This is a genomic window from Microbacterium sp. BG28 (genome assembly GCF_034044005.1).
Taxonomy (GTDB): Bacteria; Actinomycetota; Actinomycetes; order Actinomycetales; family Microbacteriaceae; genus Microbacterium.
Genome location: NZ_JAXCHA010000001.1, coordinates 728,048 through 746,923, shown reverse-complemented (window position 1 = coordinate 746,923; position 18,876 = coordinate 728,048). Strand labels below are relative to the sequence as shown.

Here is an 18,876-nt window from a genome sequence, read left to right as displayed (position 1 = left end):
CGACGCCCGCGCGTCACTCGGGGTCGCCGCCCAGCGGGCCCACCGCCGGGATCGGGCCGCCGTCGTCGGCGCCCGTGTTGCGCCAGCGCGCGATGGCGTTGCCGAGGTGGTAGATCACCAGGGCCGCCGCGGTGGCCACCACGATCGCGCCCAGCTGGAAGTCGCCCCACGACATCGAGAACCCGGCGATCGCCATGACGAGGGCCACGGCGGCGGTGTACTGGTTCACCGGACGAGAGAAGTCCACGCGGTTGTCGACCCAGATCTTGATGCCGATGATGCCGATGAGACCGTAGAGCGCGGTCGTCACCCCGCCCAGCACACCCGCGGGAACGGAGTTGATGACGGCGCCGATCTTGGGTGACAGGCTCAGCAGGATCGCGACGATGCCGGCGACCCAGTACGCGGCCGTCGAGTACACGCGGGTCGCGGCCATCACGCCGATGTTCTCGCCGTAGGTCGTGGTGCCCGAGCCGCCGAAGAAGCCGGCGACGGTGGTGGCGGCGCCGTCGGCGATGAGGGCGCGCCCGGTGGAGCGGTTGACGGACGCATCCGTCATCGTGGCGACGCCGCGCACGTGGCCGACGTTCTCGGCTACCAGCACGAGCACGACCGGCAGGAACATCGCGATCGCGCTCCAGGTCCCGGGGTTACCGAAATCGGCGATGTGGAAGGTGGGCAGGCCGATCCAGGCCGCATCCGCCACGCTGCTGAAGTCGAGCTCGCCGGCGATCGCGGCCGCGATGTAGCCGACGACGACGCCGAGGAAGATCGAGATCCGGCCGAGGAAGCCGCGGAAGAGCACGCTGAAGAGGATGACGGCGGCGAGGGTGATCGAGGCGATCACGGGCGCCTGCTGGAAGTTGTTCCAGGCCGCAGGGGCCAGGTTGAAGCCGATCAGCGCGACGATGGCGCCGGCGACGACCGGGGGCATGAGCTTGTCGACCCAACCGAGGCCGGCGAGCTGCACGACCACACCGATGATCGCGAGCAGTACGCCCACGGCGACGATGCCGGCCAGTGCGGAACCCATGCCGGCGGATGCGGTCGCCGCCGTCACCGGCGCGATGAAGGCGAACGAGGAGCCCAGGTAGCTCGGGAGCTTGTTCTTCGTGACCACGAGGAACAGCAGCGTGCCGACGCCGGAGAACAGCAGCGTCGTGGCGACGGGGAATCCGGTCAGGATCGGCACGAGGAAGGTGGCGCCGAACATGGCGATGACGTGTTGGGCGCCGATCGCGATCGTCGCGGGCCAGTTCAGGCGCTCATCGGGGGCGACGACGTCGCCGGGGGCGACGGTGCGGCCGTTTCCGTGGATCTTCCACAGGGGCATGGGGGGTCCTTTCCGGGGTGTTCGTCCCGCGAGACTGCATCTCCCGCACGAGATCACGGGTATCACCCGTGATCTCGTCGCGAAAGTGCAGTCTCGCGGGAAAGTCTGGCGTGCCGAGGGGCGCGGCGGTAGTGTCCTCCGACCCGCGGCGACGCGGATGCGGCGAGGGTCAGACGGTGGTGAGACGGCGCAGCAGCTCGGCGTAGCGCGCGGAGGTCTGTGCCGCGATCTCGTCGGGCAGTCGAGGCGGCTCGCCCTCGCGGGGGACCCAGGCGGCGGCGAGCCAGTTGCGCACGATCTGCTTGTCGAAGCTCGCCATCCGCTCGGCGGGCGTCGTGCCGGTGCGCCACGCCTGCGCGTCCCAGTACCGGGACGAGTCGGGGGTCAGCACCTCGTCCGCGAGGGTGAGGACGCCCTGGTCATCGAGGCCGAACTCGAACTTCGTGTCGGCGAGGATGAGCCCGCGCTCCTCGGCGGTGGCCGCGGCGCGCGCGTAGATCTCCAGCGAGAGCTCGCGCACACGCTCGGCCATCTCGCTCCCCACGATCTCGGCCGTGCGCTCGAACGAGATGTTCTCGTCGTGCTCGCCCATCGGCGCCTTGTATGCCGGGGTGAAGATCGGCTCCGGCAGGCGGTCGCCGTCGGCAAGACCCGGGGCGATCGGGATGCCGCAGACCGTTCCCGTGCTCTGGTACTCGAGCCAGCCGGAGCCGGTGAGATAGCCGCGAACGACGCACTCGATGGGCTGCATCTCGAGCGCGCGCACGAGCATGGCGCGGCCGGCGACCGCATCCGGGATCAGTTCGTGCGCCGTGTCGTCGGAGCCGAGAACGTGGTCTGCGACGAGATGGTTCGGGATGCGGCGGCCGCCGTCACCGCCCGCGAGGCGGTCGAACCACCACAGGCTCAGGGCCGTTAGCAGCACGCCCTTGTCGGGGATGCCCGGCTCGAGCACGTGGTCGAAGGAGCTCACGCGGTCGCTCGCAACGACGAGCATGCGCTCGCCGGAAGCGCCTTCGGGGGTGTCGTCGGGAACGTAGAGGTCCCGGACCTTCCCGGAGTACACGTGCCGCCAGCCGTCGAGGAGCGCAGGGTCGTTCACCCGCCCATTATCCCGTGCGGCGCCGGGACGCCCGTTCGCGTTCGTCCGGGCGTGATCTCGTCGAGGACGACGTACCCGCCGCAGGTGTATAGTCCATGTGGACTAATCGACCTGGAGTATCGGATGACGGCTCGGATCACCCCGCTGGGGATCATGGTGCTCGCGCTGCTGCGCGAAGACCCCATGCATCCCTACGAGATGCTGCGGCTCATGCGGCTGCGGCACGACGACCGCATCCTGAACGTCACGGGCGGCACCGTCTATCACACAGTCGCCCGGCTGGAGAAGGCGGGGCTGATCGCCGAGGCGGGCACCGAGCGCGAGGGGAATCGTCCCGAGCGCACGACCTACGCGCTGACGGATGCCGGGCTGGCCTCGCTGGACGAGTGGATCCGCACCGAGCTCGTGCGCATCGACCGCCCTGTCGAGTACCGCGTCGCGCTCGCCGAGGCGCACAACCTCGACCGCGACGACGTCGGTGCGCTGCTCGATCTGCGCCGCGCCGCGCTGACGGCGCAGATCGCCGACCTCCGCGCCCGGTTGGGCAAGGCCCGACCGGGAGGGGTCTCCGAGCAGTACCTCATCGAGGTCGACCGCTCCCATGCTCTCGCCGAGGCCGACCTGGCCTGGCTCGACATCTTCCTCGGGCGCCTCGGCGACCCGAGTTTCGCCTGGGGACCGGATGCGCACGACCGCACCAGCGACCGGTACCTCACTCAGAGAAAGGCTGCTCGCGAATGAGCGCACCCACCACCGCCACCACACCCACCCGCAGTCCCTGGCCCGCCCTGTGGGCCCTCGTCATCGGGTTCTTCATGATCCTCGTCGACACCACGATCGTCTCGGTCGCCAACCCGGCGATCAAGGCCGCGCTGGATCCGAGCACGAACAACCTCGACAACGTCGTGTGGGTGACCAGCGCCTACCTGCTCGCCTACGCCGTTCCGCTGCTGATCACCGGCCGCCTCGGTGACCGGTTCGGTCCGAAGAACATCTACCTCATCGGCCTCGCGCTGTTCACCCTCGCCTCGCTGGGATGCGGGCTCTCGTCCAGTCTCGGCATGCTGGTCGCCATGCGCGCCGTGCAGGGGATCGGTGCCGCGCTCGTCACGCCGCAGACGATGGCCGTGATCACGCGCACCTTCCCGCCCGCGCAGCGCGGTGCCGCCATGGGGCTGTGGGGGGCGACCGCCGGTGTCGCGATGCTCGTCGGCCCCCTTGCCGGCGGGCTGCTCGTGGACGGTCTCGGCTGGGAGTGGATCTTCTTCATCAACGTGCCGGTCGGCATCATCGGACTGGTCCTCGCCTGGGTCCTGGTGCCGCAGCTCGAGACGCACCGTCACCGCTTCGACATGGTCGGCGTCTTCCTCTCCGCCCTGGCGCTGTTCCTCATCGTCTTCGGTCTTCAGGAGGGTGAGCACTTCGACTGGGCGCCATGGGTGTGGCTCATGATCGCCGCGGGTGTGCTGGTTCTCGCCGTGTTCATCTGGACGCAGGCGCGCACCCGCAGCGAGCCGCTCGTCCCGCTCGACCTGTTCCGCGAGCGCAACTTCTCCGCCGCGAACGTCGGAATCGCCGCAGTGGGCTTCGCGGTGACGGCCATGTCGCTGCCGTTCATGTTCGCGCTGCAGCTCGCGCGCGGACTCACGCCCACCGAGGCCGCGTTGCTGATGATCCCCATGGCCGTGCTCTCGGGTGTGCTCGCGCCACTGGCCGGTCGCCTGCTCGACCGCGTGGATCCGCGCGTCATCCTCGTGCCCGGGCTCGTGCTGGTGGGTGGCTCGCTCGTGTTCAACGCGGTCCTGATCGCCGATCCCGCGACACCGATCCTGATGTTCCTGCTCCCCTCGGCGCTGCAGGGAATCGGCAACGCCGGGATGTGGGGGCCGCTCGCCACCACCGCGACCCGCGGACTTCCGCCGCGTCAGGCCGGCGCGGGCGCGGGTATCTACAACACCACGCGCGTCGTCGGCTCGGTCATCGGATCGGCCGCGATCGCCGCGGTGATGCAGGCCCGCCTCGAGGCGAACCTCCCGGGTGCGGCGGACGCCACTTCCGGGTTCGGCACCGGAACCCTCCCCGAGCCCGTGATCGCGGGGTTCTCCACCGCGATGGCGCAGGCCACGCTGCTTCCCGCGGGGATCGTCCTCGTGGGGCTCGTCGCCGTGCTGTTCATGCGGCGCCCGAAGGAGGTCGTGCGCCGCTGAGCGCCGGTCCGAACTCCTGCAGAAGGAGGCCGCCAAGAGCTTTCGGGCCACGGCCGAGCGAATCTGCAGGAGTTCGGAGGGGATGAGGGCGCCCACCGTAGACGCCGCGCCGCCCAGAAGCAACAGGCTGTGCGGCCGCGTTGGGCGCTTTCTACCGTGGAGGCATGAGCAGCCGCATCCGTCCCCTCCTCCTCGGTGGTGTGGTCCTCGCCGCTCTCGGTATCGCCGGGTGCACGGCGGGTGCCGTCGACAGCGACCCGACCACCTCCGTCACGCCCCCCGCGCCGTCCGGCGAGCAGACGCCGACGGGCGACGCCTCCTCGCGGCCAACGCCGAGCCACACGCCGGATGTCGACGATCCGAGCCAGATCGCCCTCTTTCTGCTCAACCCGGATCAGCGGGAGGATTACAACGAGTCCACGGCCGGGCCCGGGGCGATCGAGGCCGGACAGGGCCTGCGCATCGAGGGCTGGTGCGAAGGGGGCCGCGTGTCGTACGACCTGATGACGGCGGGTGTCGGCGACGACAAGCGTTCCATCGCGGCCGGCACGTTCGTCTGCGGCGACGCGGTCGTGTCGAACGAATGGGCCCCGATCGATTACACCGGTCCCGTTCAGCTCCAGATCACCACCACCGACGACATCTCGACCGGATGGGTGCAGGCCCGCGTGCAGTGACCTCGACCCCCAGGCCAGAACTCCTGCAGAATCCGCCGCGGCGGTGCTCGTAGGCGCGAGCCACGCGCGCGTGCAGGAGTTCGGGCTGCGTCGAGGACGGTGAGAGGATGCCGGGACTCAGCCGGCGACGCGTGCCGCGATGTCGGTGCGGTACTGCCCGCCCGCCAGCTCGATCGCATCGAGCGCCTGATAGGCGCGGTCGCGGGCGGTGGCGAAATCGGCGGCCAGGGCGACCACGTTCAGCACGCGCCCGCCCGTCGCGATGAGCTCACCGTCCTGGTCCCGGGTGGCGGCGTGGGCGATGTGCACGCCCTCGACGGATGCGGCCGCATCCAGCCCCGCGAGGGCCCGGCCTGTGACCGGCGCCGCCGGGTAGCCCTCGCTCGCGAGCACGACGGTCACCGCCGCCGCATCGGAGAACTCCGGCCGCGGCTCGTCCTCGAGCGTCCCGGATGCGGCCGACAGGAGCAGCTGCGAGAGGGGGGTGACCAGGCGCGGCAGCACGACCTGCGTCTCCGGGTCGCCGAACCGGGCGTTGAACTCGATGACCTTGACGCCGGTGTCGGTGAGGATGAGGCCGGCGTAGAGCAGACCGATGAAGGGCGTGCCTTCGCGATCGAGTTCGCGGATGACGGGGAGGGCGACGGTCTCGGTCACGAGATCGACGAATGCACGTTCGTCGCCGAAGCTCTCGGCGAGCCAGGGGAGCGGGGAGTACGCGCCCATGCCGCCCGTGTTGGGGCCGCTGTCGCCGTCGCCCAGGCGCTTGAAGTCCTGCGCCGGGCTGAGCGGGCGCACGGTGTCGCCGTCGCTGAGGAAGAAGAGCGACACCTCGGGGCCGGAGAGGAACTCCTCGATGAGCACCGCCCCCGTCGGGAGGAACTCGGCCGCATGGGCGAGGGCGGCGTCGCGGTCCTCGGTGACGATGACGCCCTTGCCGGCGGCGAGTCCGTCAGCCTTGACGACGTGCGGAGCGCCGAGGTCGTCGAGCGCAGTGCGCACCTCGTCGATCGTCTGCGCGCGCACCGCGCGGCCGGTGGGAACCCCCGCCGCATCCATGATCCGCTTCGCGAAGGTCTTGGAGCCCTCGAGCTGTGCGGCGGCACGGCCGGGTCCGAAGACCGGTATGCCGCGCTCGCGCAGCGCGTCCGCGACACCGGCGACGAGAGGGGCTTCGGGGCCGATGACCACGAGATCGATCGCGTGGGCGTTGGCGTACTCGGTGACGGCGGTGGGGTCCTCGGGGTTCAGCACTCCGCCGTCGGGCATGCGGGCGATGGCTGCGTCCCGAGCGATTCCGGCGTTGCCCGGCGCTGCGAGGATCTCGTGGTGCGCCTGTTCGGAGGCGAGCGCGAGGATGATGGCGTGCTCGCGCGCGCCGGAGCCGAGAACGAGGATCTTCACCTGCCCCACCCTACCGAGAGCCGCTCGCGGACGCCGGGGTAGCGTGGGCGTCATGCCGCGCATCACCACCGACGCCGGCCGGGCCGCGCTCGCCGCAGTGGCGGCGGCCGAATCGCCCGCTCGCCCCGATCTCGCCACGGCCGTGCGGTACCTCCTGCAGCTGCTCGCGGAGAAGGCGCCGGGCCACACGGTCGAGGTGCGTGTGCCTCCCTTCGGTGCCGTGCAGATCATCGAGGGCCCGCGTCACACTCGTGGCACGCCGCCGAACGTCGTGGAGACCGACGCGCGCACGTGGATCGCCCTCGCGACGGGGAGCGAGTCGTGGTCGGATGCGGCGGCCGCCGGCCGCATCCGCGCCTCCGGTACCCGGTCGGATGTCTCCGACCTGCTTCCGTTGCGCCCGTAACCGCCACGGAGGCCGGCGCGACCATCCGCTAGGGTAGGCAAGGCTTACCTCACTTCACCCCGGAATGGTCCCGCCATGCTCTTTCGTTCCGCTGCGTCCGCGATCGCCCTGGCCGCCTCTCTGCTCGCCGTGCCCACCGGTGCTGGCGCGACGGAGCGCACGGACGAGACGTGCGCGGTGACCGGCGGCTCGTTGACGTGGGGCTTCAAGGAGTCGTTCCGCTCCTACATCTCCGGCACGATCGCGAAGGGCTCGTGGGAGCCCATCGGCGGGGCGTCCTACGCGACGCCGGTCTTCAGCTGGCCGGCGACGGGCGGAAGCGTCGACCCGGTCACGGGCGAGGGCTCGGTGTCCTTCGGCGGTGGCGTCCGCTTCACCGGGCACAACGGGCTGCTCGACACCACGATCGCCCAGCCGACCCTCGTCTCGGACTCCGCGGGCGCGCACCTCTTGCTCGACGTCAGCGGCCTCTCGATGGACGATGCGCTGGCCGGAGCGACGGACCAGGTGCACACCGCTACGCAGGTCGACTTCGTCGCACTGGACCTCGCAGCCGTCGCGCCCACGACGACCGCCACCGGGATGTCCGCGACGGAGGTGCCCACCGCCATCACCGCGGACGGATACGCGCAGTTCGGGAACTATGAGACCGGCGCGGCGTTCGACCCGATCTCGTTCGATCTGACGCTCGAATGCGCCGATCCCGAGCCATCGGCCGCCGCATCGCCCGACCCCTCGCCGACCGCCGTGGCGGCGGAGTCCGCCGAGGAGGCGTCGACGCCCGCCTGGGGATGGGGCATCGGCGCTGCTGTCGCCGTCGCCGCCGCTGCCGCGACAGTGATCATCGCCGCGGTCCGGCGCGGCGCGCGCGGAGGGAAGTCATGAGGCGCCGGCTGCTCGTCGTCGCGGTGGCGACCGCCGTCGCGCTCCTGGCAGGTTGCGCCGCACACGACCCGTCGGCGCCATCGACCGCGATCGCCTCGGCGGCGCAGTCCCGGCCGATCGCCGAGCTCGACGTCCTGGAGGATCCGCGCGCATACGAGGGACCGTCGACCGCCCTCCTGCCCGATGCGGCGATCGACCCGGTCGTCGACGAGCCTGCGCAGTCGCTACCCACGACGGCGCTCTCCCACGATCTCGGCGGGGTGAGCGAGGTGACGGTCGCCGACACCTCTCGTGTCGTCACGATGGACCTCGCCGGTTCGCTGGCGGCCACGGTGTGGGGGCTCGGCTTCGGCGACTCCCTCGTCGGACGCGACGTGTCGACCGTCTTCCCGGGCGTCGAAGATCTGCCCGTCATCACGTCGGGCGGGCATACCGTCAGCTCCGAGGCGGTCATCGCCCTTCGCCCCACGCTGGTCATCACGGACGGCTCGATCGGGCCGAGGGACGTGGTCGAACAGCTGAGGGATGTGGGCATCCCCGTCGTTTTCGTCGAGAACGAGGCGTCCTTCGCCGGGGCGCAGCAGCTGGCCAGAGACGTCGCGGCCGTGTTCGGTGCGCCCGCGGCGGGGGAAGCCCTCGCCGCGCGCATCGGCGACGAGGTGGAGCGTGCGCGAGCCGACATCGCCGCGATCGCTCCCGCGAGCGACGCGGGTCGGCTGCGCATGGTCTTTCTCTACCTGCGGGGCACGGCCGGGGTGTACTACCTCTTCGGCGAAGAGTCCGGCGCGGACGAGATCATCCGCGCGCTGGGCGGCGTAGACGTCGCCGGTGAGCTCGGATGGGACGGGATGCGGCCCCTCACCGACGAGGCGATGGTCGCGGCGAATCCCGACCTCATCCTGGTCATGTCCGGCGGCATCGAGTCCGTCGGGGGTGTCGACGGGCTGCTCGCGGCGAAGCCGGCGATCGCCATCACGACGGCGGGAGCCCACCGCCGCTTCGTCGACATGGCAGATGGCCAGATCCTCTCGTTCGGTCCGCGATCGGCCGAGGTGCTCGAGGCGCTGGCGCGCGCCGTGTACGCGCCGGCCGCGTCGTGAGCGCGCGTGCGCTGCGGACCCGTCGGATGCTGGTGGGCGCCACGGCTGCCGTCCTTCTGGTGGTCGGGGTGCTCCTCTCGGCGGGCGTCGGGCAGCTTCCCATTCCCGCATCCGAGGTCGTCGGGTCCCTGCTGCGAGCGATCGGAATCGCGAACCCGTGGGCGCCGGCCGATCCGCTCGTCGAGCAGACCCTGTGGCAGATCCGCTTCCCCCGCGTCGTCATGTCGCTGTTGGTGGGTGCGCTGCTGGCTGCGGCCGGGGCCGTGATGCAGTCGATCTTCGGCAACCCGCTCGCCGAGCCGGGCGTCGTCGGCGTCTCCTCGGGTGCCGCGGTCGGCGCCGCCGCATCCATCACGCTGGGCCTTGCCGCCTTCGGCGGGTGGACGACCGCGGTGTTCGCCTTTCTCGGCGGCCTCGCCGCGACAGGCATCGTCTACGCGACCGCGCGGACCCAGGGGCGCACCGAGTCGGTCGCGCTGATCCTCACGGGCATCGCCGTGAACGCCTTCGCGGGAGCGGCCCTCGCCGTGTTCATGTTCGTCGGGGATACCGCCTCTCGGGAACAGATCGTCTTCTGGCAGCTCGGGTCCATGAACGGCTCGCGGTGGGACGAGGTCTCCGTCGTCACGGTCGTCGGCGTGCTCTCCGCCGTCGGTGCTGTGGCGCTGGCGCGCAGGTACGACCTGCTGGCGCTGGGAGAACGGACGGCGGCGCATCTCGGCGTGCGTGTGGAGCGGCTGCGGATCGTCTCCATCGTCCTGGTGGCTTCCATGACCGGTGTCGCCGTCGCGTTCGTGGGGATCATCGCGTTCGTCGGGCTCGTCGTGCCTCATCTCGTGCGGATGATGCTCGGCCCGGCGAACCGTCCGCTGCTGGTCGCGTCGTTGCTCGGCGGCGCCGTGCTCCTCGTCTATGCCGACCTGCTGGCCCGCACGCTCGTCCCTGCGGCCGACCTGCCCATCGGCATCCTCACGTCGCTGATCGGCGGCCCGTTCTTCTACTGGCTCATCCGGCGCAGTCGCCGCCGGAGCGGAGGGTGGGCATGAGTGCCACGGCCATCAGGCTCGACGCGGTCGGTCTGCACCTGGGTGGTGCCGACATCCTGAGCGACATCAGCCTGGACATCGGGTTCGGTCGGGTCGTCGCGCTCGTGGGCCCCAACGGAGCAGGCAAGTCCAGTCTGATGGGGATCATGGCGGGGGATGTGCGGCCCGCCTCCGGCCAGGTGCTGCTGGACGGGCGACCCATCGGCGCCCTCCGCCCCTCGGAGCTGGCGCGGATGCGGTCGGTGCTGCTGCAGGAGAACCGCGTGGCCTTCGCATTCACCGCGCGTGACGTGGTGGAGATGGGGCGCGCTCCGTGGCGGGGGGAGGGGCTTGGCAGCGACGACGTCGCGATCTCCGACGCCATGGCGGCCGCGGATGTCGCGCATCTCGCCGAGCGGACCTATGCCTCGCTCTCAGGCGGCGAGAAGGCTCGTGTCTCGCTCGCGCGGGTGCTCGCTCAGGAGACGCCCGTGGTGCTCCTCGACGAGCCGACCGCGGCGCTGGATCTCCGGCACCAGGAGGACGTCCTGCGCATCGCCCGCGGACTCGCCGCCGCCGGTCGAGCGGTCGTCGTGGTGCTGCACGATCTGTCGCTGGCGGCCGCGTACGCGGACGACGCGGCGATGGTCGCCGCCGGATCGCTCGCCGCCTTCGGCGCCCCCGCCGAGGTGATCACGGCCGAACGCGTCGAGTCCGTGTACGCCACCCCGGTGCGCATCCTCACCGACCCCGACACCGGCCGACCGATCGTGCTGCCGCGGCGGTCCGCGTAACGAGCGCATATCGAATTCCCAGATTGAAGTTTGGTAAGGCTAAGCTAACTCACGGATCTCGGAGTGACCCACCCCCGCGATCATCGACCCGCCTTCCGCAAGGAGTTACCCGTGCACAGATCACCTCGAGCGTCGCTGCGGCGCCTGATGGCGAGCGCGACGGCGACCGCCCTGGTCGTCTCCGCCGCCGTCTTCGGCGCCGCCGTCCCCGCCCAGGCCGCCAGCTACGCCCTCTCGGCGACCGCAGCCGTCGACCCCGGCGCGTCCGTCAGCGTCTCCGTCACGGGAGGGGGTTACGGAAGTGTCCCGCTCCTGCCCGGCCAGTCGCAGCGCTCGCTGTACATCGCGCTCATCCCCGCCGACACCGACCTGGGCAGCATCCAGCTCGGCGGCAGCATTCCCGCCGCGGCGGTCTATCCAGACGGCTCCGGCGCCATCTCCGGCTCGCTCGAGCAGTCGGCCGCGACGCTGGATCGCACGAAGTCCTACGACGTGATCGCTTGGCCGTCCCGATCGAACCCCAGCGAGACCAACCTCTACGCGCGCACCGGCGTTGCGATCGACTGGGCGGCGCTGTTCCCTGCGACGGCGACGACCACCACGCTCGCGGCGGCTCCCGCATCCGCCGTGACCGGTACCGAGGTGGCGTTGACGGCGACCGTCGCGCCCGCCGCGGCGGGTTCGGTCGAATTCTTCGACGGCGCTGCATCGCTCGGCAGTGCGCCCCTGGATGCCGGGACCGCGGTGCTGCGCACCTCGTCGCTGAGCGTCGCCGACCACACCCTGAAGGCGGCCTTCACGCCCGCCGACACGTCGGCATACGCGGCGTCGACCTCGACCGCGATCACGGTGTCGATCACCGCGCCCCCCGCGGAGCGCACCCCGACCCTCACGCTCTCGAAGTCGACCGGGCTGAACCCCGCCGGCGAGGAGATCACCGTCACCGGAATCGGGTACAACCCGAACCAGCCGATCTACCTCACAACATGCGTCGACGTGCCGCTTGGCGAGGTGTCGTTCACCTTCATCACATCGAACCGATGCACGAGCGGCGCCAAGCAGATCACCTCGAACCCCACCACGCCCACGATGGTGAAGTTCCAGGAGGACGGTTCGTTCACGACGACGTTCACGGTGCAGCCGAAGGACGGCTCCACCGCCGTATACACGCTCGCCAACCACACTGCGATGAACGATCGCTCCCAGGACGCCAAGGCGGTCGTCTCCTTCGCCGCCGTGCAGCCCGAGCCCGAGCCCGAACCGGAGGGCGAGCCCGCCGTCACCGTATCGCCGAGCATGCCGCTGGACCCCTCGGTGCAGAACGTGCTCACCGTCGCCGGTACCGGCTTCGTCGGAGCGGGTGCCGCGAACGGAGCCTATGTCCTGTTCGGGGAGAGCTCCGTCTGGAGCGGCGGGGCGCCGCTGCCGGCCGAGGGCTGGATCGCCCAGGCGTGGGTTCCGTCGTCGGCCATCGTCGACGGCGCCTTCTCGGTGCAGCTGACGGTGCCCGAGGGTCGGCTCGACCCGTCGAAGAGCTACCAGGTCGCGACCTCCGCGGCGCACGGCCTGTCGATCACCGACCGCTCGCTCGACACCTTCACACCCGTGGCGGTCGCCGCGCCGGTCACTCCCTTCGTCGGATTCCCGGTCGGCGCGAGCGCGCAGCAGGGCGGCGTCCTCACGGTCACCGGAGGCGGCTTCCAGCCGGGTGACGCCGTGACCGCCGTCGCTCACTCGGAGCCCGTGACCATCGGGACCGTGCCGGCGAGCGGCAGCGGTACCGTCACGTTCAGTTGGAACGTCCCGGCGGACTTCCCGACGGGCGCCCACACGGTCGAGCTCAGCGTCAACGGTGCGGTCGCCGCATCCGCTCCCTTCTCCGTCACCGCCGCGGCCGTCGTCCCTGCTGTCGAGCAGGTCGCGGCGCCCGTCTGCGTCGCGCGCGCCGTGTCGGGCGCGAGCATCGACTGGGGGGTCAAGGCGTCGTTCCGCTCCTATGTCACCGGCACGGTGGCGAACGGGGCGATCGACGGTGGCTGGGGATCGGGTTCGGGGGCGTTCAACACCGAGGCCGACCGCGGACGGGTGAGCTTCGGCGGATCCGTCCACTACACCGGCCACGGCGGCGCGCTCGACATGACGCTGTCCAACCCCCGCATCCAGCTCAACGGGACGGGTTCCGCCTCGCTCATCCTGAACGTGCAGTCGAAGGGCTTCAACGGCTCACCCGACACGAACGCATCGGGCATCGTCTTCGCGACGCTGTCCCTGCCTCAGGCTCAGGAGTCGGCGAACCGTGTGACCTTCTCCGGGGCGTCGGCCACGCTCACCTCGGCGGGTGCGCAGGCCTTCGCCGGCTTCTACGAGGCGGGCACGGCGCTGGACGCCGTCACCTTCTCACTGCCGCTCGGCGCCGAGGTGCCGTGCGATGCCGCGACCGACAGCGCCCTGGCGTCCACGGGCAACGCGGCACCGATGGATGCGCTGTGGCTCGGCGTCGGCGTCATCGCCTTCGGCGGGATGCTGCTGATCGCCGTGCGACGGCGCCAGCGAGCCTGACAGACTCGGCCCCCGCGAACGGCTTCCGCGGGGCGTCGAAACCCGAAGCGCCGGTCCTGGGGGCCGGCGCTTCGGCGCGCCGCGGGGCCCTGTCACTCGTGGAGGATGACCTGGTACAGGTTGTGGTCCTGCCAGCGGCCCTCGATCTCGAGGTAGCGCGGAGCCATGCCGATCTGCTCGAAGCCGGCCTTGCGCAGCACGCTCTGCGACGCGAGATTGTGCGTCAGAGTGCTCGCCTCCACGCGGTGCAGTCCGAGCTCGCCGCGCGCGGCGGACACGATCGTCTTCACCGCAGCCGTCGCCAGTCCCCGCCCCGCGACGTCGCGATCGACCCAGTAGCCGAGCCCTCCGCTCTGGAACGGACCACGGACGATCCCCGCCAGGTTGAACCTCCCCACGATGCGCGGGCCATGAAGCAGTCCCAGGGAGTACCCGGTGCCGGCCGCGCTCGCCGCCAGCCGGATCGCGAGGTCCTCCTCCTGGCCGGCTTCCGTGAAGAAGCGATCCGTTCGCCGCGGCTCCCACGGGGCGAGGTGCGCCGTGTTGCGGCGGTACGCCGCGGCCAGCTCGCGCGCATCGTTCAACGTCAGAGGGCGGAGGGTGAAACCCTCCATCAGATCGACCGCTGCTCTCACTCGAACCACGATAGGAGCGATGCGGCAGCGGAGCGGCCCGGCCGTGTGCGCCGTGGATGAGACAATGGAGGCATGGCCCCCGAGCCGCAGGACCCCCAGACCCCCCGCACGGTCACCGATGAACACGTCGAGACCCTGCGGGTGCGTCGCGCACCCAAGTACGGTGTCTTCCTCGTTCTGGGTGCGGCCGTGGGTGTGCTCGTCGCGATGATCCTGACCTTCGTGTTCCACGGCACCGATGAGCCGAGCGCTGCGGGCGTGCAGTACACCCAGATGCAGGTCTTCGGCTTCCTCGCCCTCGTCTGCGCCGTGGTAGGCCTCACCGTCGGCGGGGTCATAGCCCTCCTCTTCGACCGGGCGATGGCGCGACGCGCCCGCGACGTCTCGGTCGAGGTGGCCCACGTCCGCCGCGACGAGGACTGAGCTCAGGCCAGTTCCGCGATGATCGGGTGGATCGCTGCGTCGAAGGCCACCACATCCCCGCGCAGCCCGTCGGTCACGGCGATCGTGAGGGAACCGATCCACCAGAGCCCGCGCTGCGCGAGCGGCAGCACCTGCACGTTCAATTCGAACGAGTGCGCGCGCCGACCCACCTCGCGCTCGTGTACCGCGATCGCGCTCGCGTACGCGCGGTAGGACGAGCCGCGCACGCGATCGGTGTGCAAGGCGCTCGCGGACCGGGCGAAGGCGAGCGCAGCGCCCGCGTGCGGGACGATCGCCGCCCGCAACTCGTCGGCGCCGTCGGCGGGGAGCGCGAGCAGCGTGTCCATGCCCGCGATGAGCTCCAACGGCACCTCGGAGGGGTGCGCCAGCGGCTCCACGGTCATCGCCCACAGCGCCCGCCACTGCCGCTCCAGCACCGCATCCGCCTCGGGCGCGTCGGTGGGCACGCCACGAAGCCCAGGCAGTTCCTCGGGACTGCGGATGCCGAGCATCTGCCGCAGGTAGAGCGCGGCGAGCACGCTCGGCCCCGCGTCTTCACGGACCACCCACTGCGGCCTCTCGGCGCTCGGCATGCCGACATTGTAGGGGCGGCCCGACCCTCACCGGGGTGAGTTGCGCCCCGACGCGCAGCTCACCCGCATCCGTGCGCCGACGTGTGCACGACCGATCGCATCCCGGTCGGCTCACGCGCCTCGTGCGTAGACGTGCGCCCCACCGATCCTGCGGATGTCGCACCGCCCTCCCGCCGCGGAGCGACGGTGCGCTCGGCCGGGTAGGCTGAGGGTGTGGCTCCCGATCCCTATGCCGCCGCGGGTGTAGACACCGCCGCGGGTGATCTGGCCGTCGAACTCATGAAGTCGGCCGTGCGTCGCACTCAGGGCCCCGAGGTCCTGGGCGGCGTCGGCGGATTCGCAGGACTGTTCGACGCCTCCGCTCTTCTCGGCTACCGCCGGCCGCTACTGGCCTCCAGCACCGACGGCGTGGGCACCAAGGTCGCCATCGCACAGGCGATCGACAAGCACGACACGATCGGTCAGGATCTGGTCGGCATGGTCGTCGACGACATCGTCGTGGTCGGCGCCAAGCCGCTTTTCATGACGGACTACATCGCGTGCGGCAAGGTCGTCCCCGAGCGCATCGCCGCCATCGTGCGCGGCATCGCCGGGGGCTGCGAGGCCACCGGAACGGCGCTCGTGGGCGGCGAGACGGCAGAGCACCCCGGGCTCCTCGGGGTCGCGGACTACGACGTCGCGGGTGCCGCGACCGGCGTGGTCGAGGCCGACCGTGTGCTGGGCGCCGACCGCGTCCGCCCCGGCGACGCCGTGATCGCCCTGGCCTCGAGCGGACTCCACGCCAACGGCTACTCGCTCGTGCGTCACATCGTCGCGCGAGCGGGCGTGCAGTACGGGGACCATGCCGCAGATTTCGGTCGCACGTGGGGCGAGACCCTCCTTGAGCCCACCCGTCTCTACACGACGCCGATCCTCACCCTCATCGACGAGCTCGGCGCGGACGTGCACAGCCTCAGCCACGTGACCGGCGGAGGCATCGGTGCGAACCTCGCCCGCGTCCTCGCGCCCGGCAGCTGGGTCGAGGTCGACCGCTCCACGTGGTCGCCCGCTCCGGTGTTCCGGGTTCTCGCCGATCTCGGCGACCTGGAGCTGGAGGCCACCGAGGGCACGTGGAACCTGGGAGTCGGATTCTTCGCGGTCGTCTCCGCCGAGCGTGTGGATGCGGCCGCATCCGTCCTCGCCCGGTACGGGATCGATGCGTGGCAGGTCGGTGTCGTGGGTGAGGGAGCCCGGGCCGAGGGCGAATGGATCGAGGGCGCCAAGGGCGTCGACGGCGGTGCCGTGCGCCTGGTGGGCGCCTACGGTGACAGCACGCGAGACGGAGCGAAGTAACACCTCATGTGCGGCATCGTGGGAATGGTCGGGCAGGGTCCGATCAATCAGGACATCTACGACTCCCTCCTGCTGCTGCAGCACCGCGGACAGGACTCCACCGGCATCGCGACCGCCGAGGGCACGGGCGTCTTCCACATCGCCAAGGCGAAGGGTCAGGTGCGCGAGGCGTTCCGCACCCGTGACATGAGGGCCCTGCTCGGTGAGATCGGGCTCGGTCATGTGCGCTACGCCACGAAGGGCACGGCGTCGAACGAAGAAGAGGCGCAGCCTTTCTACGTGAACGCCCCCTACGGCATCGTCCTGGTGCATAACGGCAACCTGACCAACACGCGAGAGCTCACCGAGGAGCTGTTCCGCAAGGACCGCCGCCACCTCAACACGAGCTCCGACACCGAACTGCTCGTGAACGTGCTCGCCGGTGAACTGCAGGCCGAGATCCCCGGTCTCGAGCTGGACGCCGAGCAGGTCTTCCGCGCCGTCGCGCGGGTGCACGAGCGGGTCGAGGGCTCGTACGCCGCGATCGCCCTGATCGCCGGTCATGGTCTGCTGGCCTTCCGGGATCCGTTCGGCATCCGCCCGCTGATCCTCGGTCGCCGGTCCAACCCCGAAGGTCAAGACGAGTGGGTCGTGGCCTCAGAGTCGCTCGTGCTCGACAACGCCGGCTTCGAGGTCGTCCGCGACGTCGCTCCCGGCGAGGCCGTGTTCGTCGCTCTCGACGGCACGCTGCACGCGCGTCAGTGCGCGAGCGACACGACGCTCGCCCCGTGCTCGTTCGAGTACGTGTACCTCGCTCGTCCCGACTCGGTCATGAACGGCATCTCCGTGTACGAGACGCGGCTGCGCATGGGCGACCGCCTCGCCGACACGATCGCGAAGTACACCCCGCAGGGCAAGATCGACGTGGTCATGCCGATCCCGGACTCGTCGCGTCCGGCGGCGATGCAGGTCGCCCGCAAGCTCGGCATCGAGTACCGCGAGGGCTTCTACAAGAACCGCTACGTGGGCCGGACGTTCATCATGCCCGGTCAGGCCGTGCGCAAGAAGAGCGTCCGCCAGAAGCTCAACGCCATGCCGAGCGAGTTCAAGGGCAAGAACGTGCTGCTGGTCGACGACTCGATCGTGCGCGGCACGACGAGCAAGGAGATCATCCAGATGGCGCGGGACGCCGGTGCCCTCTCGGTGACGTTCGCCTCGGCCGCACCGCCCGTGCGGTTCCCGCACGTGTACGGCATCAACATGCCCTCGCGGCATGAGCTGGTCGCGCACGGCCGAACGATCCCCGAGATCGCCGAGGAGCTCGGCGCCGACTACATGGTGTACCAGGAGATCGACGACCTGAAGGCGGCGATCCTCGAGGGCTCGGACATCGCCGATCTCGACATGAGCTGCTTCGACGGTCGGTATGTGACCGGGACCGTCAGCGACGAGTACCTCGCCTGGGTCGAGGGCACGCAGACGTCCTGACGTCACACAGCAGCCGCACGGGCACCGATGCGGTGCGCCGTGCGGCTTGGCTGTGACGACGAGCGGGCGAGGTGCCGCTGCGGGGGCGCCGGTGGATTACCGGGCACCCTCGAGCGAGTCTTCGTCCTCGTCTTCGTCCTCGTACTGGTCGGCCCACTTGTCGACGTACTCGTTCTCGTCACTCGGGTGACCGAGTTCGCGCTCGAGCGCCGCGTAGTTCACCGACGGGCTGAATGACTTCAGCTCACGGGCGATCTTCGTGTGCTTCGCCTTCTGACGGCCACGCCCCATGCGAGACCCCCTCATATTCTGACGGCGAGGGCTGCAGCTGGCGCCCATCGCATCCGCGTAGTCCGGTTTCTGAACCGGGAAGAGTAGCATTAACAATAACACGGTGGTTCGCGGGGTCTCTCCCGCGGCCGCCCGCGGAGGAGTCATGGGCGAAGAAGCTGTCGGGCCGGTCGTGCTGGGAGCGACCGCGGACCTTCCCGATCGAGTGTGGAACGAGGCCGCCCGTTACGCGCGGCTCCTCGGGCGAGATCTCATCGTGGCGTACGTGGATGTGACCCGGTTCGTCACCTATGCCGACCCCGATGGAGTCGAGCACAGCGCGCCCATCGATATGAACCTGGCGGCGGGTCAGGCGCAGGCGGACGCAGTGCGTGATCGAGCCGAGAAGCTCCTCGCGCCGGATGCGTGGACGATGCGCTCGCTCGTGGGCGACCCCGCCATGGCGCTGAAGGATCTGGCCGATCAGGTGGACGCCGTGATGATCGTGGTCGGCACGCGCCGGCGCGGATTCGGTGAGACCCTGCGTGAGTTCTTCACCGGCTCCGTCGCCGCGCGCCTGGCGCACCGACAGCACCGGCCGGTGCTCGTCGTTCCCCTCGAGGAGCCCCTGGCCGATGCGGACGATCCCTGGGTCGAGTAGCAC

General features: G+C 70.5%; 19 protein-coding genes. 13 read left to right on the top strand and 6 right to left on the bottom strand.

Annotated features, from left to right (window positions below; translation table 11 throughout):
• Window positions 1–13 precede the first annotated feature (13 nt).
• The gene (locus SK224_RS03780; RefSeq protein WP_320433452.1) at window positions 14–1,333 is read right to left on the bottom strand and encodes a uracil-xanthine permease family protein; all 1,320 of its coding nucleotides are present in this window, start codon (window positions 1,331–1,333) and stop codon (window positions 14–16) included.
• A gap of 169 nt (window positions 1,334–1,502) precedes the next feature.
• Window positions 1,503–2,435 (bottom strand): phosphoribosylaminoimidazolesuccinocarboxamide synthase, encoded by a 933-nt coding sequence (locus tag SK224_RS03775; protein WP_320433451.1) that lies wholly within the window; start codon window positions 2,433–2,435, stop codon window positions 1,503–1,505.
• A gap of 123 nt (window positions 2,436–2,558) precedes the next feature.
• Between SK224_RS03775 and SK224_RS03770 the strand changes: the two genes are divergently transcribed.
• From SK224_RS03770 to SK224_RS03760, 3 genes are all read left to right on the top strand, one after another.
• Window positions 2,559–3,176 (top strand): PadR family transcriptional regulator, encoded by a 618-nt coding sequence (locus SK224_RS03770; RefSeq protein WP_320433450.1) that lies wholly within the window; start codon window positions 2,559–2,561, stop codon window positions 3,174–3,176.
• Window positions 3,173–4,642, top strand: coding sequence for a DHA2 family efflux MFS transporter permease subunit (locus tag SK224_RS03765; protein WP_320433449.1), 1,470 nt, complete (start codon window positions 3,173–3,175; stop codon window positions 4,640–4,642). The genes SK224_RS03770 and SK224_RS03765 overlap by 4 nt, the downstream gene beginning before the upstream one ends.
• A gap of 164 nt (window positions 4,643–4,806) precedes the next feature.
• The gene (locus tag SK224_RS03760) at window positions 4,807–5,319 is read left to right on the top strand and encodes a hypothetical protein (RefSeq protein ID WP_320433448.1); all 513 of its coding nucleotides are present in this window, start codon (window positions 4,807–4,809) and stop codon (window positions 5,317–5,319) included.
• Window positions 5,320–5,436: 117 nt separating this feature from the next.
• Here the strand turns inward: SK224_RS03760 and purD are convergent, their stop codons facing one another.
• Complete coding sequence (gene purD, locus SK224_RS03755) at window positions 5,437–6,723, bottom strand: phosphoribosylamine--glycine ligase (RefSeq protein ID WP_320433447.1); 1,287 nt, start codon at window positions 6,721–6,723, stop codon at window positions 5,437–5,439.
• A 52-nt stretch (window positions 6,724–6,775) separates the two neighbouring features.
• On the opposite strand from purD, the gene SK224_RS03750 reads away from it, so the two are divergent.
• The 6 genes from SK224_RS03750 (at window position 6,776) to SK224_RS03725 (ending at window position 13,492) form a co-directional block, all read left to right on the top strand.
• Entirely contained in the window at window positions 6,776–7,129 is a 354-nt protein-coding gene (locus SK224_RS03750; RefSeq protein WP_320433446.1) for a sterol carrier family protein, read from the top strand.
• A gap of 75 nt (window positions 7,130–7,204) precedes the next feature.
• The gene (locus SK224_RS03745; RefSeq protein WP_320433445.1) at window positions 7,205–8,014 is read left to right on the top strand and encodes an HtaA domain-containing protein; all 810 of its coding nucleotides are present in this window, start codon (window positions 7,205–7,207) and stop codon (window positions 8,012–8,014) included.
• The gene (locus SK224_RS03740; protein WP_320433444.1) at window positions 8,011–9,114 is read left to right on the top strand and encodes a heme/hemin ABC transporter substrate-binding protein; all 1,104 of its coding nucleotides are present in this window, start codon (window positions 8,011–8,013) and stop codon (window positions 9,112–9,114) included. Before SK224_RS03745 ends, SK224_RS03740 begins: the two co-directional genes overlap by 4 nt.
• 26 nt (window positions 9,115–9,140) lie before the next feature.
• Window positions 9,141–10,160: an iron ABC transporter permease gene (locus tag SK224_RS03735; protein WP_320433791.1), complete on the top strand. Its 1,020-nt coding sequence runs from the start codon at window positions 9,141–9,143 to the stop codon at window positions 10,158–10,160.
• Window positions 10,157–10,933 carry a heme ABC transporter ATP-binding protein gene (locus SK224_RS03730; protein WP_320433443.1) on the top strand — a complete coding sequence of 259 codons (777 nt, stop codon included), beginning with the start codon at window positions 10,157–10,159 and terminating at the stop codon, window positions 10,931–10,933. Before SK224_RS03735 ends, SK224_RS03730 begins: the two co-directional genes overlap by 4 nt.
• A gap of 111 nt (window positions 10,934–11,044) precedes the next feature.
• On the top strand, window positions 11,045–13,492 hold the full coding sequence (locus tag SK224_RS03725; RefSeq protein ID WP_320433442.1) for an HtaA domain-containing protein: 2,448 nt from the start codon (window positions 11,045–11,047) through the stop codon (window positions 13,490–13,492).
• 92 nt (window positions 13,493–13,584) lie between these two features.
• Here the strand turns inward: SK224_RS03725 and SK224_RS03720 are convergent, their stop codons facing one another.
• Window positions 13,585–14,106 (bottom strand): GNAT family N-acetyltransferase, encoded by a 522-nt coding sequence (locus tag SK224_RS03720; RefSeq protein WP_413816758.1) that lies wholly within the window; start codon window positions 14,104–14,106, stop codon window positions 13,585–13,587.
• A gap of 93 nt (window positions 14,107–14,199) precedes the next feature.
• Here SK224_RS03720 and SK224_RS03715 point away from each other — a divergent pair, with 93 nt between their 5' ends.
• The gene (locus tag SK224_RS03715) at window positions 14,200–14,550 is read left to right on the top strand and encodes a potassium transporter Trk (protein WP_320433440.1); all 351 of its coding nucleotides are present in this window, start codon (window positions 14,200–14,202) and stop codon (window positions 14,548–14,550) included.
• A 2-nt stretch (window positions 14,551–14,552) separates the two neighbouring features.
• On the opposite strand, the gene SK224_RS03710 is transcribed toward SK224_RS03715, so the two are convergent.
• A complete protein-coding gene (locus SK224_RS03710; RefSeq protein WP_320433439.1) occupies window positions 14,553–15,143 on the bottom strand; it encodes a zinc-binding alcohol dehydrogenase in 591 nt (196 codons plus the stop codon).
• Window positions 15,144–15,422: 279 nt separating this feature from the next.
• Here SK224_RS03710 and purM point away from each other — a divergent pair, with 279 nt between their 5' ends.
• A complete protein-coding gene (gene purM / locus SK224_RS03705; RefSeq protein ID WP_413816757.1) occupies window positions 15,423–16,475 on the top strand; it encodes a phosphoribosylformylglycinamidine cyclo-ligase in 1,053 nt (350 codons plus the stop codon).
• A gap of 6 nt (window positions 16,476–16,481) precedes the next feature.
• Entirely contained in the window at window positions 16,482–17,942 is a 1,461-nt protein-coding gene (gene purF, locus SK224_RS03700; RefSeq protein WP_320433437.1) for an amidophosphoribosyltransferase, read from the top strand.
• Between the two features lie 96 nt (window positions 17,943–18,038).
• Here purF and SK224_RS03695 read toward each other — a convergent pair whose 3' ends face one another.
• Entirely contained in the window at window positions 18,039–18,233 is a 195-nt protein-coding gene (locus tag SK224_RS03695; RefSeq protein WP_137418327.1) for a DUF3073 domain-containing protein, read from the bottom strand.
• A gap of 145 nt (window positions 18,234–18,378) precedes the next feature.
• On the opposite strand from SK224_RS03695, the gene SK224_RS03690 reads away from it, so the two are divergent.
• Complete coding sequence (locus SK224_RS03690) at window positions 18,379–18,873, top strand: universal stress protein (protein WP_320433436.1); 495 nt, start codon at window positions 18,379–18,381, stop codon at window positions 18,871–18,873.
• The last annotated feature ends 3 nt before the right edge of the window (window positions 18,874–18,876 follow it).

Bases quoted from the DNA above. Each gene is read 5' to 3' on its own strand.
- purM (WP_413816757.1), top strand. From the start codon at position 15,423: ATGAAGTCGGCCGTGCGTCGCACTCAGGGCCCCGAGGTCCTGGGCGGC.
- SK224_RS03715 (WP_320433440.1), top strand. From the start codon at position 14,200: ATGGCCCCCGAGCCGCAGGACCCCCAGACCCCCCGCACGGTCACCGAT.
- SK224_RS03765 (WP_320433449.1), top strand. From the start codon at position 3,173: ATGAGCGCACCCACCACCGCCACCACACCCACCCGCAGTCCCTGGCCC.
- SK224_RS03750 (WP_320433446.1), top strand. From the start codon at position 6,776: ATGCCGCGCATCACCACCGACGCCGGCCGGGCCGCGCTCGCCGCAGTG.
- SK224_RS03740 (WP_320433444.1), top strand. From the start codon at position 8,011: ATGAGGCGCCGGCTGCTCGTCGTCGCGGTGGCGACCGCCGTCGCGCTC.
- SK224_RS03710 (WP_320433439.1), bottom strand. From the start codon at position 15,143: ATGCCGAGCGCCGAGAGGCCGCAGTGGGTGGTCCGTGAAGACGCGGGG.
- SK224_RS03745 (WP_320433445.1), top strand. From the start codon at position 7,205: ATGCTCTTTCGTTCCGCTGCGTCCGCGATCGCCCTGGCCGCCTCTCTG.
- SK224_RS03720 (WP_413816758.1), bottom strand. From the start codon at position 14,106: ATGGAGGGTTTCACCCTCCGCCCTCTGACGTTGAACGATGCGCGCGAG.
- SK224_RS03770 (WP_320433450.1), top strand. From the start codon at position 2,559: ATGACGGCTCGGATCACCCCGCTGGGGATCATGGTGCTCGCGCTGCTG.
- purF (WP_320433437.1), top strand. From the start codon at position 16,482: ATGTGCGGCATCGTGGGAATGGTCGGGCAGGGTCCGATCAATCAGGAC.
- SK224_RS03690 (WP_320433436.1), top strand. From the start codon at position 18,379: ATGGGCGAAGAAGCTGTCGGGCCGGTCGTGCTGGGAGCGACCGCGGAC.
- SK224_RS03760 (WP_320433448.1), top strand. From the start codon at position 4,807: ATGAGCAGCCGCATCCGTCCCCTCCTCCTCGGTGGTGTGGTCCTCGCC.
- SK224_RS03730 (WP_320433443.1), top strand. From the start codon at position 10,157: ATGAGTGCCACGGCCATCAGGCTCGACGCGGTCGGTCTGCACCTGGGT.
- SK224_RS03780 (WP_320433452.1), bottom strand. From the start codon at position 1,333: ATGCCCCTGTGGAAGATCCACGGAAACGGCCGCACCGTCGCCCCCGGC.
- SK224_RS03735 (WP_320433791.1), top strand. From the start codon at position 9,141: ATGCTGGTGGGCGCCACGGCTGCCGTCCTTCTGGTGGTCGGGGTGCTC.
- SK224_RS03695 (WP_137418327.1), bottom strand. From the start codon at position 18,233: ATGGGGCGTGGCCGTCAGAAGGCGAAGCACACGAAGATCGCCCGTGAG.